Genomic DNA, 13,869 nt, shown 5'->3' with positions numbered 1-13,869 from the left:
CGCGAACATCGCGTCGGGCGCCCTTTTCCGTGGACCGCGGCGGCTACGCCTCGCGGCTCAGCATCGCGTCCACCACCCGGGCGGCGGCCTGGCCGTCGTCCAGGTCGCAGTACTTCTCGCGGAACGCCGCGTACCGGTCGGCGTTCTCCGCGGCCACCTCGTCCACCCGGCCCAGCGCGGCGACCAGCTCCTCGGAGGTGGCCAGCAGCGGGCCGGGCGCCTCCTTCTCCAGCGGCAGCGAGAACCCGCGCAGGTTGTCGCGGTAGTGCGCCAGGTCGTAGGTGAAGAACAGGATCGGCTTGCCGGTCGCCGCGAAGTCGAAGACCGACGCCGAGTAGTCCGTCACCAGCACGTCGGCGACCAGCAGCAGCTCGGCGGTGTCCGGGTAGCTGCTGACGTCCCAGACGTAGCCGTTGCCGGCGCCCGGGATCGGCTCGCGCACGTTGGAGTGCCGGCGGACCAGCAGCACCTGGTCGTCGGCCAGCGCGGCCTGCGCCGCCTCCAGGTCCAGCTGCAGGTTCAGCTGGTAACCGCCGTAGTGGCGGCGGCGGTCCTCGCGCCAGGTGGGCGCGTACAGCACGACCTTCTTGCCCTCGGGCAGGCCGAGCCGCTCGCGCACCTGCTCGGCGGTCTTCTCCCGGTCGGGGGAGAAGAACAGGTCGTTGCGCGGCAGACCGCTCTCCAGGATCTCGCCCTTGAAGTCGAACGCGCGACGCAGCACCGGAGCCGCCCAGGTGCTCCCCGCGACCAGCAGGTTCCAGTTCGGGACCTCCTTGGCGAGGCCCTTCAGGTAGTGCGCGTCGGTGAACCAGACCTTCTCGAAGTCGTGGCCGATGTTCTTCAGCGGGGTGCCGTGCCAGGTCTGCAGCACGATCTGCCCGGGCCGGCGGACGAAGAAGTCCGGCAGGTGCGCGCTGGTCACGATGTACTTCGCGGTGGCCAGCGTCTCGAACCACTCGGGGCTCCAGAGCCGGACCGCGCCGGCCGTCTGCGGCAGGTCGGCCTGGAGGTCGTCACTGCCCCACAGGTGCTCCAGCGGCAGGCCGCGGCGGACCAGCTCCTCGTGGATCGCCCGCGGCGAGTCCGCGTAGAGCCCGCCGAGCGCCACGTTGTACAGCACCGTGTCGCGCAGCGGCGCCCGGCGGGCGGCCGGGTAGTCGACCTTCCGCAGCTGGCGCTGGCGCCAGCCGCTGCGCTCCTCCGGAAGCAGTATGTTCTCCGACTCCAGCTGCAGGCCGTCGTGGTGGCGGCGCTCCAGCACGATCCGCTTCCCGCGGGCCTCCACCTCCAGCGGCAGCGAGCCGAAGCACTCGGGCGCGATCAGCGCGTACGAGCTCATGTCCGGGTTGTAGACGACGCCGGCCGGGCGGAACGAGATGTTCCAGCCGCCCTGCGCGAGCGGCGCGTTGCCCGCGAACGAGGCCGTCGGCACGGCCGGCAGCGCGGTCCGGAAGCGGCCGTCCGAGATCTCCACCGGGTAGACGTGCTGCTCCTCGCCCCAGTGGTGGCGTACCAGCAGCTCCCAGTGGTGGTTGCCGGGCAGCGGGAAGGTGCCGCTGAGCAGGAAACCGTCCGCGCCGCGCGAGGTGATCTCGTGGACCACCGGCTGCAGCAGCTGGTCGGAGAGCTGCAGGTAGCCGCCGGGGGAGGGCTTGGAGTACAGCGTGCGCTGCGCCGCGACCGGGGCCTCGGGGTTCAGCAGCACGTTGAGCTGCTCCGGGGCGTTGCGGTCGTCCAGGGCGATCGGGACGCTGAGGCCGTTGGCCAGCTCCAGGGAGGCGTCCCAGCGGTCGCGGGCGCGCTCCTCGGCGATCGGGTCCAGCTTCGCCCAGGCCTCGCGGACGGCGGTCAGCTCGGCCGTCGGGAAGGAGATGTGGAACGGCTGGAGCGTGCCGACCGGGGTGCCCTGCGAGAGCGGGAAGAACAGCTCGCGCTCGGACTCCACGTGGGTCAGCCGCAGCCGCGCCCCGGCCAGCCGGACGCCGGCGCGGGCGGCGCCGGAGATCTCGACCGTGTTGCCGTGCGCGGCCAGCCCGGTCACCCGGACCTGGACGTTCTCGACCCTGACGTAGACGCTGCCGTCGCGGACGAACGGCACGATCCGGACGTCCGGCTCGACCCAGTGCGAGGGCAGGTACAGCGCGGTGTCCGCCCAGCCGGCCCAGATGCGGCCCTTGTAGACGCCGCCCTTGCCGGCGCCGGCCACCAGGACGCGCCAGTTGCCGTCCTTCCACTGGCCCCGGTGCTTGAGCTTCGCCGGGTCGAGGGCGACGGTGAAGCCGGCCCAGTCGCAGTTGTACAGGTCGTGGTGGTTGGTGGCGGTGGCCTCGGGGCTGTACTGGGTCTTCATCGGCACGGCGACGACCCGGCGGCCCTTGGTCTCGCGCAGCACCAGCGTGCGGACCATGTCGAGCTTGTTGGCGGCGCCCAGCTGCTCCGGGTAGGCGTGCCCGGTCAGCCGCAGCCGGCCGCCCTCCCACGCCGACCCGTAGAGCCGGCTGCGGATGACGGTGGAGTTGCGCAGGCTCAGCAGGTTCGACGGCACGCTCTTGCGGCCGCCGCGCAGGAACGGGTAGTCGGCGTACGGGCGCAGCAGGCCCTTGGCGACGACGCCGCCGTTGCTCTCGCCCTCGTACTTGATCTGCTCGACGAACTCGTCGACCCGGCCCTGGAGGGTCAGGTGGTACTTCAGGCGCAGCGGCGCCCGGAGCTTCTTCACCGGGTCCGGGCCGATCGACCGGAGGAGGCGGCTGACGCACTTCACGTAGGCGTCCCGGTACTCCTTGTCGCCGTCCACGACGGACCAGAAGAACATCGGGAGCTCCTCGACGAGGGTGTTCTCGTCGTAGGTGCGCAGGTACTCGGCGAAGCGCGGCTCGGTCTGCTTCTTCAGCCAGCCGCGGACCAGCTCGACCGAGGTGACGCGGTCGATCAGGCCCTTCGGGTTGGTGCGCATCTGCGTGATCGACATCTCGCCGACCTCGCGCTCGCGCCAGTGGTAGATCGGCTCGGAGAGCACGTCCACGCTCTTGGCGAGGTAGTGGTGCGGCACGCTGACCGGCGCGTCCTCGTACAGGATGCCCTCGGGGTAGAGGATGCCCGCCGCGTCGAAGAAGGAGCGGCGGTACACCTTGTTCCACGCGGTGCGGTCGGTGACCAGCGAGGGGATCTCGGTGATGTGCGTCTTGAGCACGGTCTTCGCGAACGGGCGGCTGTGGCCGCCGGACTGGTAGTAGCCGATCGCGCGGAACCGCAGCACGTTGCCGGTGGCGAAGTCCGAGCCGGTCTCGTCGAGCGTGTTGATCATCAGCTCGTACGCGCTCGGCGGCATCGAGTCGTCGCTGTCGACGAAGCAGAGGAACTCGGAGTCCGGGTCGATGTGCCGGATACCCGTGTTGCGGGCCGCGCCGAGGCCCTTGTTGACCTGACGCACCAGGCGGAACCGCGAGTCCTCGGCGGCGTAGGCCTCGGCGAGTGCGGCGCTGGTGTCCTTCGAACCGTCGTCGACCATGACGCACTCGAAGTCGGTGAACGTCTGGGCGGCGATCGAGTCGAGACACTCCACGAGGTAGCGCTCGACGTTGTAGATCGGGACGACGATGGAGAGGCGGGGAGCCATCGGCTACGCAGGCCTTTCTCGGGAAGGAGCGTGGCAGCCCGTTCGGGGTCTGACCGCACTTTGAATCGGTGCGTACGTGCCTGTCGATCCTACCGTCCGGCCCAAGGGGCCCCCGGGCAACCGTGGTCCGCCGGCCACTACCCTGTGCCCATGCCCCGCTTCAGCGTGATCGTTCCGGTCCACAAGGTCGAGGAGTACCTCGTCGAGTGCCTCGACTCGGTGCTCGGCCAGGGTGGTCCGGACCTCGAACTGATCGCGGTGGACGACCGCTCCCCGGACGGCTGCGGCGCGCTGCTCGACGCGGCCGCCGTCCGCGACCCGCGGGTCCGGGTGCTGCACCTGCCGGAGAACGTCGGCCTCGGCCGGGCCCGCAACGCCGGCCTCGACGTCGCCACCGGCGACTACGTGGTCTTCCTGGACAGCGACGACACGATGACCCCCGGCCTGCTCGAGGCCGTCGACGACCGGCTCGCGGCCGGCGGCGACCCGGACGTCCTCGTCTACGACTACGCCCGCACCTACGCCGACGGCCGGATCACCCGGGCCGCCTCCTCGCACGTCTTCGGCGCGGCCTCCCCGGCCGTCTTCGACCTCGCCGCCCGCCCGGACCTCCTCGACCTGCTCCAGGTGGTCTGGAACAAGGCCTACCGGCGCGACTTCGTCACCGCGCAGGGCCTCGCCTTCCCGGCCGGCTACTACGAGGACACCCCCTGGACGTACCCGGCGCTGCTCGCCGCGCGGAGCATCACGCTGCTCGACCGGGTCGGCGTGCACTACCGCCAGCGCCAGGAGGGCGGCAACATCCTGGCCACCGCGAGCCGCCGGCACTTCGACGTCTTCGCCCAGTACGACCTGGTCTTCGCCTTCCTGGACGGCCGCCCCGGGCTGGACCACTGGCGCCCGGTGGTCTACGGCCGGATGCTGCACCACCTCAACACCGTGGTCTCCCGGCCCGGCCGGGTCCCGCCCGGCGACCGCCGCGAGTTCTTCCGCCGCGCTGCCGCGCACTGCGCCCGGCTCCGCCCGGCCGGCTACCGCCCGCCCGCCGGGGTGGCCGGGATCCGGACCGAGCTGCTCGCCCAGGGCCGGTACACCCCCTACCAGGCGGTCCGCGCGCTGGCCCGGGCCCGCCGGCTGGTGCGGCGCTGACGCTCCGCCCGCGGAGCGGGTCGGCGGACCTGCCGGTGCGCCGGGGAGTCTGACGGCCATTCGGGCGACCTGCCGGTATAACCGGACGGGTGGACTTCCTGACCCGCCTTCCGGTGATCGGCCCGCTCGTGGCACGGGTGCTGCACAGCCGCCCGTACCGTGCCTACGAACACTTCACCGCCGTCCGCGGCAACCGGCTGGCCGGCGCGGTCACCTTCTTCGGCTTCCTCGCGCTCTTCCCGCTGCTCACGGTGGCGCTGGCGATCGCCGTCGCCACCCTCAGCGACGCCCGCGTCCAGGACATCCAGGACCGCATCTCCGAGCAGCTGCCCGGTATCTCGGACGCGCTCAACCTGCCCTCCCTGGTGGCCAACGCCGGCGCGGTCGGGCTGGTCAGCGGCGTCCTCCTGCTGCTCTCCGGGCTCGGCTGGGTGGACACCATGCGCACCTCGATCCGGGACGTGTGGCAGCTGCCCGACGAGGAGGGCAACCCGCTGCTGCGCAAGGGCTGGGACTGCCTGGTGCTGGGCGGCCTGGGCGTGGTCTCGCTGTTCTCGCTGGGGGCCTCGGCCGCGGGGACGACGCTGGCCGGCCGGATCGCCGACTGGATCGGCCTGGGCCGCGGCGGGCCCGGCGGCTACCTGCTCACCGGCGTGGGCCTGCTGGTCGCGGTCGCCTCGGCGATGCTGCTCTTCGCCTACCTGCTGGCGCCGTTCGCGCGGATCGGCGGGCAGCGCCGGCGGGTCGTGCTGCAGGGGGCGCTGATCGGTGCTGTCGGCTTCGAGCTGCTGAAGATCCTGCTCTCCTCCTACCTCGGCTCGGTCGCGGGGAAGAGCCTCTACGGCGCCTTCGGGGTGCCGGTGGCACTGCTGCTCTGGATCAACTTCGTCTGCCGGCTGCTGATGTACTGCGTGGCCTGGACGGCGACGGCCGACCCGGAGGCCGCCCGGGACCGGGTCCGCGAGCGGGCCCGCGCGATGGTCGAGGCCGCCGACGAGGCCGTCGACCAGGCCGCCGACCCCGCGAAGCCAGGAGCGAAAGCCGGAGCGACGAAGGCCGGAGCGGAGGCCCCGGCCGGAGACGCTGCGGACGGCGGCACGGACGGCGGGCGTGAGAGCGGCCCCGGGGGCGAAGCGGACGGCGGCGCGACGGAGGCCCGGCCCCGGACGTGAGACCGGGCCCCGTCACGGGTTTCAGCCGCCGGCGGCGCGCCGCCGGTTGAGCAGCAGCAGCCCGGCGGCGCCGCCCGAGGCGAGGGCGAGCGCGACGGCGATCCAGCCGACCGGGCCGAGCCCGCCGCCGTCGCCGCCAGTGTGCGCGGCGGATGCCGTGTCCGCGGCGGTGGTCGTGGCGGCCGGCGAGGGGTGCGGCGGCGGTGCGGGTGCGCCGGCGGCGCCGCCCGCCTGGCCGGTCGGGACCGGTGCGGCGGTCTCGCCCTCCTCGACCAGCTTCCCGACCGGGCTGACCTTGCCGGCCGCGGCGAAGCCCCAGTCCAGCAGCGCCGCCGTCTCGTCGTAGACCTTCTGGTACGAGGTCGGGTGCATGACCGTCACCAGCAGGGTGCGGCCGTCCCGCTCGGCGGCGCCGACGAAGGTGGAGCCGGCGTTGGTGGTGAAACCGTTCTTCACGCCGATCAGGCCGGGGTACTTGCCGAGCAGCCGGTTGGTGTTGGCGATCCCGAAGCTGCCGCGCTGCCCGGTGTTCTTGTCCACCGCGCCGGGGAACAGCATGTCGCGGGTGGCGCAGTACCCGCGGAAGTCGGGGTTGCGCAGCCCGGCGCGGGCGAACAGGGTCAGGTCGTAGGCCGAGGAGACCTGGCCCTCCGAGTCGTAGCCGTCCGGCGAGACCACCCGGGTGTCCCGGGCCTGGAGCGCCTCCGCCCGGGCCTGCATCTCGGCGACGGTCTGCTGGACGCCGCCGTTCATGTGCGCGAGGACGTGCACCGCGTCGTTGCCGGAGCTGAGGAAGACCCCGCGCCAGAGGTCCTCGACCCGGTACTCCAGGTCCTCCTTGATGCCGACCAGGGAGCTGCCGGCGCCGATCCCCTGGATCTCCGCGTCCGCGACCTTGTGCACGGCGTTGCGGTCGAACTTGGGCAGCACGGTGTCGGCGAAGAGGATCTTGAGGGTGGAGGCCGGGGCCAGCCGCAGATGCGGGTTGCTGGCCGCCAGCACCTCGCCGGACACCGCGTCGGCGACTATCCAGGACTGCCCGGTGAGATCGCCCGGCAGGGCCGGGGCGCCGGCCAGTGGCGCCACCTGGACCCCGGGGAGGCCCAGCCGTTCGCCGCCGACCGCGGCCGGCGGCGGTGGTTCGTTCGGGGCCGCGACGGCCACCGGGGCGGCGAGGAGGAGCGGAAGGGCCGCGACGGGCGCGGCGATCACACGTGCGAGCTTCGAGCAAGTGGGCACCAGCAGACGGTACCCAGTGCAGGCCCCCGCCGTCCGCCACTCCGTCGTCCTCCGCCGCAGGAGGGGCCCGCCGTACTCCGAACGGCCGCCCGCGCATACTGGGGAGGCACGTCGTCTTCACCGCTCCGCCGCCTTCACCGCGTCGCCCCGCCGCCCCACCGCCCCACCGTCCCACCGAGGAACGCCCCATGAAGCTCAGTCGCCGCACCTCCTGGTTCCTGACCGCCTTCGGCGTCTGGTCCATGATCATCTGGACCGCCTTTGATGAGAAGGTACCTAGCAAAGCTTCGGCAAAGCGGAAAGCGCAGGTCAGACGGTGCGGCAAGCTCAGAACATGGCAACCTTCCTCGCTCCGGGCATCCCCTCGGACCAGCTAGACGTCGTCCGGGTCGGGCTGTACGCCCGTCAGTCCAGCAAGCGGCCGGACGCCTCCGAGGCGTCGCCCGAGGCACAGCTGAGCGCCGGTCACGCCCTGGTGGCCGCACGCGCCACCAGCAAGTGGCAGGTGGTCCGGGAGTACAAGGATGTGGGCAAGTCGGGGTGGGACCCGAAGGTTGTCCGGCCGGACTTCGAAGAAATGATGCTCTCCGTCGAACGCGGGGAATTGGACGTCATTGTTGTCAATGAGCTTTCGCGCCTGACCCGGCAAGGCGCTTACGAAGCCATGACGATTGACAAGAAGCTGCGCGAGTACGGCGTGCGACTTGTCAGCGTTCAGGAGCCGTTCCTTGACACCAGCAATCCTGTCGGTGAGGCAGTTTTTGCGCTCATCGCTGCGCTGGCCAAGCAGGACTCCGATATCAAGGCGGCCCGCACCGCCGGCGCAAAGGACGAGATTCAAGCCGTCGGTGGACGCCACTCCTCCACCCCACCTTTCGGGATGAAGGCCCGCCGCGAGATGATCGGAAAGCTCACCGTCACCACGCTTGAGCCCAATGAGGATCATTGGGAGGAAGCGGGGATGGCCTACGCCGAGGTGGTCCGGAAACTGGTTGGCCTGGCGTTCAAGGGGTACGCCTACAACCGTATTGCGGCAACCATGAACCAGGAAGGCGTACCCGCCCCGGGCACCACGGCGCAGCGCAACACCGAAGCACGCAAGAAGGCCGTCCTGGAACGCGGATTCCCTGGCAGGCAGCGGACTGGGATCATTTGGCGGGCGCAGACCGTGCGTCACATCCTCACGCATCCCTGTATCGGAGGGTTCGCCTCCGCACGTCTCCCAAAGGGCCCCAAGGGTACACTGACCAACGTCATTGCCCGGGACGGGTCAGGGGCCCCTCTTACGCCACACAAGGGCATCATCCCCGGCCAGACATGGCTAGAGCTTCAGGAGAAAATCGGTCAGCGCGGCCTTGCTGAGCGGCAGTACGAGAACAGCGTGCCGGAGCTGCTTTCGGGGTGGAAGTTCTCCCGCTGCGCGTTCCTGCTCACAGTGGATCGTACGGTTGGGACGTGGCCCCAGGAGCTTCCACTAGCCGAGGTGCGGCGTGGTCCTGCCGTCTAGAAAGTGTCGGAGTCGAAGGCGCTGTGTGTGGTGCATCGGTAGATCACCGATGCCTTCAGGCGCGACGAACCGAAGGTCTGTGGACTCGTCAGAGATGCGCAGTTCACCGCCCGTGATTCGGGCCGTGAAGCAGACGTTGAACTGTTGTCGAACCTCGCCATCCGAATAGGCGATGACATGCCGAGGGTCTGTGTAGGTACCGACCAGTCCCGTGATCTCTACATCGAACCCGGTCTCCTCGCGAACCTCTCGCACCGCAGTGTCCGGAAGGGACTCGCCAAGATCCATCGCTCCGCCAGGCAGGGCATACAGTCCGTTGTCAGTACGTCGTTGGAGCAGGATGCGTCCAGCCTCATCCGTGACAACGGCGGAAGCCGCGACCACCAGCCGGTTTGGCTTGGGCGCGTTGGGGTCGTCGTAGTACTCGGTCCGTGCCATGTCTCAGCTCTCCTCGACTGGTTGTGATGCGCTCCACACCGCATCGAAGCTCGAAGCGTAGGTGTCGAACATCGTGCCCGCACCCGTCCGGCGGAGATGCCAGACCGGAGCACCGAAGGCGTTCACGCCCCAGACGTGGGCATTCACGAGAAGGTGATCGTCTGCCCGGTACAGGCTGTTGTAGAGCGTGGTCCCATGGGTGCGGATCTCGATACCGGGAGTGCCGATGAGTGGGCGGTAGTGCATCAGTGCGAGGCGGCATCGGGACTCGATGCCGTGGCCGAACCTCTCCTCTTCGCCGCGCTGTCTTACGTTCTCGCTCTCGGCGTCACCGAGGGCGATGCGGACCACGCAGCCATCGGCGGCACGCTCGCGAAGGAGATCGTTGAGCCTGGGGTACGCCTCGTGGAGGAACACGGCAGCGTAGACCAACACGTCAATGCGTTCAGCAGCCTTACCAAGCAGATCAACGAAGACGGACACCGGCAAGTCAGCCCGCTGCTCGTACAGCGCCACGAGCTCGGGGCTTATCGCCCGTGCGGCTCGTGGCTGCCGCAGGCTCGGCCACAGTGCGAACATGTCTACTCCCAGGGCTTCGGCCGCCAGACGCGCTGTCCCTAACCGGGGCGTCCTGCTTTGGTTGGCCCACCGCTCAACCGACTTGGTGTCCACGCCGGCCTTCTCGGCGAGGGCGGCACATGTCCAACCACCCGACACCATGACGCTCTTCAGTCTCTCGTTCGGCATCTCGCTTGTCTCCCCGCAGGCACCGGTCCTTTGCTAGGGACGTTCTATCGCGCGAGGGACGTTCAGAAGTGTCCTTTGCGCGAGGTTTCACCGTCCCGGGCGGTTGCCGGATCTTGGGGGCAACTCGGCGGGAGGAGCGACCAATGACGGCCAAGACGGGTAGCGGAAGCACGCTGCCTGAGTACAGGGCGGCGCGTCGCCAAGCGAAGGGGACCTTCAACCCGCTTGACGACTACGACGCTGAGGTGTCGGCCCGGGTGACGGTTGGCGGCATCCTGCGGGAGTGGCCCGCCTGCACCTGCGGCACGGACAACTGTCCCGACAAGGGGGCCTCGTGATGCGGCCGGGGGGGGGGCCTCTGAAGCCCCCGCAGTGTGCCCGGTGGGCCGGTCGTTCGCTCGCATGGCCGCCGTGTTCGCTGAGGCCCCCGCAGAGCTTCAGGACATGGATGCCATGCGCGACATTCAGAAGCCCCGGGACAAGCACATTGCGGAGTGCACCAAGGGGTGCGCGCCGTGAGGATGCTTCCTGAAGCCCCCGCGCGGGCCGTCAGCACAGAGTGCCCGGGGTGTGCCTACTTCGACGAGATCGAAGCGCAGTACCCGGCCGACAAGAACCCGACCATTGCCAGACACCTGGGCCGGTGGCGGCAGCAGCACGCAGGCGACTGAGAGTGCTTGAACCAGGAGGCAGACCCGGATGAGTGATGACCGGGACGGCGTTCAGGTGCCCCCTGAGGGCCCCACGGAGGGCTCAGAGCCCGTAGACCCGTTCGCTTGGATCATGGCCCATCCTTGGCCCCGAGAGCGGCCTGCCGGGCCCCGCCCGGTTCTCACTCTGGAGGAACACTCTGCTGCGTCCCTGACGCCGGAGGAGCGGCAGCGCCGGGCGGTGCTGCTGGCCCGGGTCCGTGAGGCGAACTACCCGAGGCGCTGACGCGCCCAGAAGACCCCCGTCCTGGTCACCTGGGGAAGGAATCGGCCGGGACGGGTCGTACGACCCGGCGGGCGAGCGCCGGTTGGGCCCAACGGCACGGAGGTACTGAGATGGGGAAGCACGGCGGCGGCACCGGCGACGGCAAGGGTGGCAAGCAGCAGGACGACAGCAACAAGGGCTCCGGGCACGGGGGTGGCGGGTCCGACGAGGGCGGCAACACCTCGGACGGCTCGTCCCCGGCGGGCGGCAAGTGACCGGCGAGACGCGCAAGGAGGCGGGCCCTCAGGGGCTCGCCTCCGCGCTGGTGGCCAGCGGCGCGCTTTCCTCGGACTGGCTTCCGTCCTTCAGGGCCGTGCCCCGTGAGCTGTTCGTCCCGGATCGCATCTGGCCGGGCATCGCGGACGGCACGAAGCAGAACCCCGTGGTGCGCCGGTCGCAGGACCCCGAAGCGTGGCGAAGGGCGGTCTACTCGGACATCCCGCTGACCACGCAGTGGGACGACGGGGACCACGCGGGTGACGGGCTCGGTACCACCCCCAGTTCATCCAACTCCATGCCCACGATGGTGTTCTCGATGCTCCGAGATCTCGACGTGCGCCCCGGTGACAGGGTGCTGGAGGTCGGAGCCGGCACGGGGTGGAACGCGGGCCTGCTGGCCCACCGCCTGGGCAGCCCCAACGTGGTCACCGTCGAGTACGACGCGGACGTTATCCGTGGCGCACGGGAGAACCTTGATCGGGCCGGACTTGAGCCGACTGTGATCGAGGGCGACGGACGGCAGGGCTGGCCGGAGGGCGCTCCCTACGATCGGATCATCGCCACGTGCTCCTTGCTGGAGATCCCTCCGGCGTGGCTGGAACAGACGGCGCCCGGCGGGGCCATCCTCGCCCCGTTTGGCACCGAGTACGGCGGCGAGCAGATCGTCCGGCTGACCGTGAACGACGACGGGACCAGCGCGAGCGGCAGGTTCACCCGGAGTTCGGCGTTCATGCGGCTGCGCCAGCAGCGCACCGACCGGCCGCCCTTCGAGGACTACCTACGTGGTCAGGAATGGCCTGCCGACGCCGAGAGAAGTACCACCGCCCTGGCCCCTCCAGACACAGGTGGGTGGTTCGAGCTGTTCGTCATCGGGGCGGCTGTGCCCGGGACGTTCTGGCGGGCGGAGCGCTACGACAACGGCGCGTACACGCTGTGGCTCTACAGCCGGGACGCCCGGTCGTGGGCCTCCGCCGACTATGAGCGGGACCGCGCGGAGTACGAGGTGTACCAGTCCGGCCCCCGGAACCTATGGGACGAGGTGGAGGCCGCCTGGCGCTGGTGGGATGACCAGGGCCGACCTGGCTTCGACCGGTTCGGGCTCACGGTGACCCTGGACGGCCACACGGTGTGGCTGGACAGCCCGGAGACCCCGGTGCCGGTCCGAGGCTGAGCCAGAACGGCCCCGTCCCTGCGCTGCCCCAAAGCGCATGGGCGGGGCCGCCGTTCCTGGCGAAGGACTCCGCCTACTTCTCGGCGCGGCGGGCCGCGAGAATGCCCCGGAGGCCGATGACGCCGACGGCCGTACCGAGGAAGAACGAGGTGATGGCGAGGAGCAGGTGGACCCAGAAGAAGGCAGTCGGCTGGGAGTGGTCGCCGTTCACGAACGCCTGCCCGCCGGAGTCCTTCCAGAGGTTCTTGGCGAAGGTTGACCAGATCACCCAAGACCACACGCCGAATGCTGCGAGGAACCAGGAGACGGGGCGGGTGAGCTTCACGGGGATGTCCTTCATGAGGGGAGGCGTTCCCTCCAGTATGTGACCCGCCCCTGTTCGGCTGACCGGCGGGGAAGCTTCCGATTCTTCTAGGTGGCTTCCATTCAAGAACCTCTGGAAGGACTCCGGCGGCCAGGCCTTCGTCGACGGCGACCACGGGCAGCCCACCGCCTTCTTCTGGATCCACCTGCTGCTCGCCGTGACCTCCTTCGCACTCGGCGTCGCCGTCGGCGCGGTCGGCGTCCGCGGCCTGCGCGCCGCCCGGCGGGAGCCGGTCGCCGGCTGACGCGATACCCGGTTGCCTGACGGTCCGGCAGGCTGGAAGTATCCCCACCGCTCGATCGCGATCGAATCTTCTTTCGCGTCCTTCATCGCACCAAGGGTGGGGTACTCCATGAAGCCTGCGCACCTCCGTCGGCTCGGCGGGGCGGCTGCCGTCGCCGTGGCGGCAGGTCTGCTCGCCGCGCCGACCGCCGGCGCGGCCGAGACCGGCCTCCGGGTCACCGGGACCACCGCGTCCCCGCGGCCCGGGAACGTTTCCGAGGGCGTCGTCACCGACGCCTGCGACGCCACCACCGCACCCGGCTGGATCGGGCGGACCACCGACGGCCCGACGCTCAGGGCGACCGTCGCCTCGGACACCGCGGGCACCCTCTCCGCCCGCTTCTCGGTCCGGGACCTCACCGCGGACGGCGCCGCCGTCTTCAGCGCCGTCCGCGAGGCCTCCGCCTGGAGCAAGGAGGCGACCACCCTCGTCCCCGGCCTGGTGGACGGCCACGGCTACGCCTGGAACGCCCGCGCCCTCCAGGGCCACAAGATCTCGGCGGCGTCCCCGGACTGCCACTTCAAGGTGGACCTGACCAGCGCCCAGCCCACCGTCTCCTCCCCGGACTTCCCGCCGCTCGGCTCCGGTCAGACGCCCGGCAAGTACGCGGGAGAGACCGCCGCCTTCGTCATCAGCGGTACCGACCCGGCCCCCGCCGGCGGGGGCGAGGCCTCGGGCCTGGCCTGCTACCGGTACGCCTTCAACGACAGCCTCCTGATGTCCGGCGGCTGCGACAGCGGCGCCAGCGTGAAGCCCGGCCCGGGCGGCACCGTCACGCTCAACGTCAAGGTGAGGGACTGGGGCACCAACGTCCTGTACGTCAAGGCGGTGGACAACGCCGGCAACAGCAGCTTCCACACCGGCTACCACTTCTACGCCCCCTCGGACCCGCGGCCGAAGGACCTCGGCGTGCTGCGCTGAGCCTTCTCCGGGTACCGCGAAGGCCCCGTCCGATCGTGAGATCGGACGGGGCCTTCGTCAGGGAG

The 13,869-nt window shown here is 70.4% G+C and carries 12 protein-coding genes and 1 pseudogene; 8 read left to right on the top strand and 5 right to left on the bottom strand.

The genetic code is table 11. The features are described 5' to 3' along the window. Window positions 1-43: 43 nt before the first annotated feature. On the bottom strand, window positions 44-3,619 hold the full coding sequence (locus ACFWOG_RS15550; RefSeq protein WP_329885317.1) for a CDP-glycerol glycerophosphotransferase family protein: 3,576 nt from the start codon (window positions 3,617-3,619) through the stop codon (window positions 44-46). 150 nt (window positions 3,620-3,769) lie between these two features. On the opposite strand from ACFWOG_RS15550, the gene ACFWOG_RS15545 reads away from it, so the two are divergent. After that, on the top strand, window positions 3,770-4,768 hold the full coding sequence (locus ACFWOG_RS15545) for a glycosyltransferase family 2 protein (protein ID WP_380358631.1): 999 nt from the start codon (window positions 3,770-3,772) through the stop codon (window positions 4,766-4,768). Window positions 4,769-4,857: 89 nt separating this feature from the next. Further along, window positions 4,858-5,940 (top strand): YihY/virulence factor BrkB family protein, encoded by a 1,083-nt coding sequence (locus tag ACFWOG_RS15540; RefSeq protein WP_380358628.1) that lies wholly within the window; start codon window positions 4,858-4,860, stop codon window positions 5,938-5,940. 21 nt (window positions 5,941-5,961) lie between these two features. On the opposite strand, the gene ACFWOG_RS15535 is transcribed toward ACFWOG_RS15540, so the two are convergent. Beyond that, the gene (locus ACFWOG_RS15535; protein WP_380358625.1) at window positions 5,962-7,179 is read right to left on the bottom strand and encodes a D-alanyl-D-alanine carboxypeptidase family protein; all 1,218 of its coding nucleotides are present in this window, start codon (window positions 7,177-7,179) and stop codon (window positions 5,962-5,964) included. A 334-nt stretch (window positions 7,180-7,513) separates the two neighbouring features. Between ACFWOG_RS15535 and ACFWOG_RS15530 the strand changes: the two genes are divergently transcribed. Continuing rightward, window positions 7,514-8,686, top strand: a complete 1,173-nt coding sequence (locus ACFWOG_RS15530; RefSeq protein ID WP_380358623.1) for a recombinase family protein — start codon at window positions 7,514-7,516, stop codon at window positions 8,684-8,686. Here the strand turns inward: ACFWOG_RS15530 and ACFWOG_RS15525 are convergent. Next, window positions 8,654-9,124 carry an NUDIX domain-containing protein gene (locus tag ACFWOG_RS15525; protein WP_327679661.1) on the bottom strand — a complete coding sequence of 157 codons (471 nt, stop codon included), beginning with the start codon at window positions 9,122-9,124 and terminating at the stop codon, window positions 8,654-8,656. The two genes, ACFWOG_RS15530 and ACFWOG_RS15525, sit on opposite strands and share 33 nt — an antisense overlap. 3 nt (window positions 9,125-9,127) lie before the next feature. Beyond that, complete coding sequence (locus tag ACFWOG_RS15520) at window positions 9,128-9,871, bottom strand: helix-turn-helix domain-containing protein (protein WP_329947730.1); 744 nt, start codon at window positions 9,869-9,871, stop codon at window positions 9,128-9,130. A gap of 143 nt (window positions 9,872-10,014) precedes the next feature. Here ACFWOG_RS15520 and ACFWOG_RS15515 point away from each other — a divergent pair, with 143 nt between their 5' ends. The 3 genes from ACFWOG_RS15515 to ACFWOG_RS15505 all read left to right on the top strand — a co-directional run bounded on the left by ACFWOG_RS15515 (window position 10,015) and on the right by ACFWOG_RS15505 (window position 12,236). After that, window positions 10,015-10,209 (top strand): hypothetical protein, encoded by a 195-nt coding sequence (locus tag ACFWOG_RS15515; protein WP_329947729.1) that lies wholly within the window; start codon window positions 10,015-10,017, stop codon window positions 10,207-10,209. A gap of 708 nt (window positions 10,210-10,917) precedes the next feature. Beyond that, entirely contained in the window at window positions 10,918-11,061 is a 144-nt protein-coding gene (locus ACFWOG_RS15510; RefSeq protein ID WP_329947728.1) for a hypothetical protein, read from the top strand. Next, window positions 11,058-12,236 (top strand): methyltransferase domain-containing protein, encoded by a 1,179-nt coding sequence (locus tag ACFWOG_RS15505; RefSeq protein ID WP_329947727.1) that lies wholly within the window; start codon window positions 11,058-11,060, stop codon window positions 12,234-12,236. The genes ACFWOG_RS15510 and ACFWOG_RS15505 overlap by 4 nt, the downstream gene beginning before the upstream one ends. A gap of 73 nt (window positions 12,237-12,309) precedes the next feature. Here ACFWOG_RS15505 and ACFWOG_RS15500 read toward each other — a convergent pair whose 3' ends face one another. After that, the gene (locus ACFWOG_RS15500) at window positions 12,310-12,561 is read right to left on the bottom strand and encodes an SCO4848 family membrane protein (protein ID WP_380358642.1); all 252 of its coding nucleotides are present in this window, start codon (window positions 12,559-12,561) and stop codon (window positions 12,310-12,312) included. A gap of 91 nt (window positions 12,562-12,652) precedes the next feature. Between ACFWOG_RS15500 and ACFWOG_RS15495 the strand changes: the two are divergent. Together ACFWOG_RS15495 and ACFWOG_RS15490 are read left to right on the top strand one after the other, a co-directional pair. Further along, window positions 12,653-12,844, top strand: a pseudogene (locus ACFWOG_RS15495) (SCO4848 family membrane protein); the annotation flags it as partial. A gap of 108 nt (window positions 12,845-12,952) precedes the next feature. Beyond that, window positions 12,953-13,804: a hypothetical protein gene (locus ACFWOG_RS15490; RefSeq protein ID WP_380358618.1), complete on the top strand. Its 852-nt coding sequence runs from the start codon at window positions 12,953-12,955 to the stop codon at window positions 13,802-13,804. The last annotated feature ends 65 nt before the right edge of the window (window positions 13,805-13,869 follow it).

The sequence above is a fragment of the Kitasatospora sp. NPDC058406 genome, from assembly GCF_042722765.1.
Lineage (GTDB): Bacteria > Actinomycetota > Actinomycetes > Streptomycetales > Streptomycetaceae > Kitasatospora.
Note: the sequence above shows the minus strand (reverse complement) of the source record. Positions and strands in the feature narration are given on the sequence as shown.